This is a genomic window from Acutalibacter sp., assembly GCF_056800975.1.
Genome location: NZ_JBQISV010000164.1, coordinates 1 through 2,402 on the forward strand (window position 1 = coordinate 1; position 2,402 = coordinate 2,402).

The window sequence follows — 2,402 nt, forward strand, 5'->3', positions numbered from 1 at the left end:
AGCCATGATTTGCCCATGAGCTTGCAGGGGAGGGGCTTTGCTTGAATCAACCGCAGGCTATAGCGGGCCGCTGGCGCCCATGAGCCTGGTCATTCCCATCCTTTTGGCTGGCTTAGTGGTACTTGGGCAGCCAGTCGCCGTGGGTCTCAATCAGGTCGTCCACCATCTTCACAATGGTGTCAATATCCAGCTCGCTCCCTGTGTGGGGGTCCAGCATGGCCGCCTGATAAATATGCTCCTTCTTGCGGGTGACCGCCGCCTCAATGGTCAGCAGCTGCACATTGATGTTGGTCATGTTCATGGCCGCGCACTGCACCGGCAGACGGCCCACCCGGCAGGGATTCACGCCCAGGTTGTCCACCAGGCAGGGCACCTCCACGCAGGCGTCCTCCGGCAGGTTCTCAATCAGCCCGCCCTTGTTCAGCACATTGCCCCCAATTTTGTAGGGCTTGCCTGTGACAATGGACTCCATAATATAAGAGGCATACTCCCGGGAACGCTCGTGGTTCAGCTGGCGGCTCTCCTTCAGCTGGTCCCGCTCCTTGGCCCAGCCGGCGATCTGGTTCACGCAGCGGCGGGGGTACTCGTCCAGGGGAATCTGGAAGCGGTCGATGAGCTCAGGATATTTGGACTTGATGTAGAACATATTGTACTCTGCGTTATGCTCGCTGGACTCGGTGCAGTAGTAGCCGAATTTGTCGATGTAGTCGAACCGGACCATGTCGTTGTGCTTTTCGGCGGCGTTCTTCTCCTTGGCCCGGCGGCGGATTTCCGGGTACAGGTCGTTGCCGTCCTTGTCCTGGAGCTTCAGCAGCCAGCCCATGTGGTTGACGCCCGCGATCAGCTCCCGCCGGCCCTCCAGCTTGTCCTCCATGCCCAGGGCCTTCAGCAGGCCCTCAGAGCAGACCTGCACGCTGTGGCACAGGCCCACGGTCTTCACGCCGGTGTAGCGCTGCATATAGCCGGAGAGCATGGCCATGGGGTTGGTATAATTCAGGAACCAGGCATTGGGGCAGACCTCCTCCATGTCCCGGGCAAAGTCCGCCATCACCGGGATGGTGCGCAGGGCCCGCATAATGCCGCCAATGCCCAGGGTGTCGCCAATGGTCTGGCGCAGGCCGTACTTTTTGGGCACCTCAAAGTCAATGATGGTGCAGGGGTCATAAAGCCCCACCTGAATGGCGTTTACCACAAAGTCCGCCCCCCGCAGGGCCTCCTTGCGGTTCTCCACCCCCAGGTGGGTGGTAATTTTCCCGTGGCCTCCCAGGGTCTCGTTCATGGCCCCCAGAATCTCCGCGCTCTCTGAAAGGCGCTGGCCGTCAATGTCATACAGGGCGAACTCCGCGTCCCGCAGCACAGGGCTGCACATGCTGTCGCCAATGACATTGCGGGCGAAAACCGTGCTGCCCGCGCCCATAAAGGTTATTTTTGCCATATTATGGTCCCTCTCTTTCCCGCGGCAGATTTTTGGGCCGCGGCAATTTTACTTAGCATACCACAGCCGGAAGGAAATGGCAAGCGGGGATAATCACATTATTTTTATTTTCTTTTTGCTCGACTGCCCATGTCCCCGCCGCCTCTGAAAAGCCCTCCTCGCCCGGCACGAAAGCCTGTTGAAATTTCATTTGCTATCCCATCCTTCCTGTGGTATAATATATTCTGATAAAATGTGTTCTCACAGACACAGGAATTTTATGGCATACTATATCCTAAAGGCTTTCGCCCCACTGCAAAGGGAGGGATTTTTTCCATGACACTGCCCCAGGAGCGTTCCTATACCTACGCCGACCTGATAGACTGGGACGGCGAGACCCGCTATGAGCTCTACAACGGCCAGCCGGTGGCTTTGGCCTCGCCCAGCTTTACCCATCAACAGGTATGTGCCGAGCTGTTTGCCCAACTCCACGAATATCTGAGAGGAAAAAGCTGCCGCGTCCTCTACGCGCCCTTTGACATCTGTCTTTTCGCGGAGGAGAAGGACCAGCCGGAGGATATTGAAACCGTAATCCAGCCGGACGTCTTTGTGGTCTGCGACCCAAAAAAGCTGAGCGAGCAGCGGTGCAATGGCGCGCCCGACCTGATTATTGAGGTGCTTTCTCCTTCTACCCGCCGCCGGGACCGGCTCACCAAGTTCGACCTGTACCAGAGGGCGGGGGTGCGGGAGTATTGGATTGTGGACCCGGAGGCCCAGATTGTGCAGGTGCACCTTTTGGAGGACGGGCGGTATTATTCCCCCGCAGCCTATAACAGCCGGGCCGCTGTGCCTGTGAAGGTATTGGAGGACTTCCACATGGACCTGACCCAGGTGTTTGCCTAAAGCTGAGAGAAAACACAAAAAGCGGGAGCGCAAAAAGTACGCTCCCGCTTCTGCTTTTGTATGAGCACTGGTAAAGGGCTCAGTC

Annotated in this window: 3 protein-coding genes; 1 reads left to right on the top strand and 2 read right to left on the bottom strand. The window is 57.6% G+C overall.

From position 1 onward, the window contains the following. Positions 1 to 112: 112 nt before the first annotated feature. Positions 113 to 1,435, bottom strand: a complete 1,323-nt coding sequence (locus ACTO5E_RS10810; RefSeq protein ID WP_482303558.1) for an alpha-glucosidase/alpha-galactosidase — start codon at positions 1,433 to 1,435, stop codon at positions 113 to 115. Positions 1,436 to 1,487: 52 nt separating this feature from the next. Then, positions 1,488 to 1,625, bottom strand: a complete 138-nt coding sequence (locus ACTO5E_RS10815; RefSeq protein ID WP_482303560.1) for a hypothetical protein — start codon at positions 1,623 to 1,625, stop codon at positions 1,488 to 1,490. A 125-nt stretch (positions 1,626 to 1,750) separates the two neighbouring features. Here ACTO5E_RS10815 and ACTO5E_RS10820 point away from each other — a divergent pair, with 125 nt between their 5' ends. Further along, entirely contained in the window at positions 1,751 to 2,317 is a 567-nt protein-coding gene (locus ACTO5E_RS10820; RefSeq protein WP_482303562.1) for a Uma2 family endonuclease, read from the top strand. The last annotated feature ends 85 nt before the right edge of the window (positions 2,318 to 2,402 follow it).

What these genes read in the sequence shown, in the direction of transcription:
- ACTO5E_RS10810 (WP_482303558.1), bottom strand. Translation starts at nt 1,435, where the DNA reads ATGGCAAAAATAACCTTTATGGGCGCGGGCAGCACGGTTTTCGCCCGC.
- ACTO5E_RS10815 (WP_482303560.1), bottom strand. Translation starts at nt 1,625, where the DNA reads ATGAAATTTCAACAGGCTTTCGTGCCGGGCGAGGAGGGCTTTTCAGAG.
- ACTO5E_RS10820 (WP_482303562.1), top strand. Translation starts at nt 1,751, where the DNA reads ATGACACTGCCCCAGGAGCGTTCCTATACCTACGCCGACCTGATAGAC.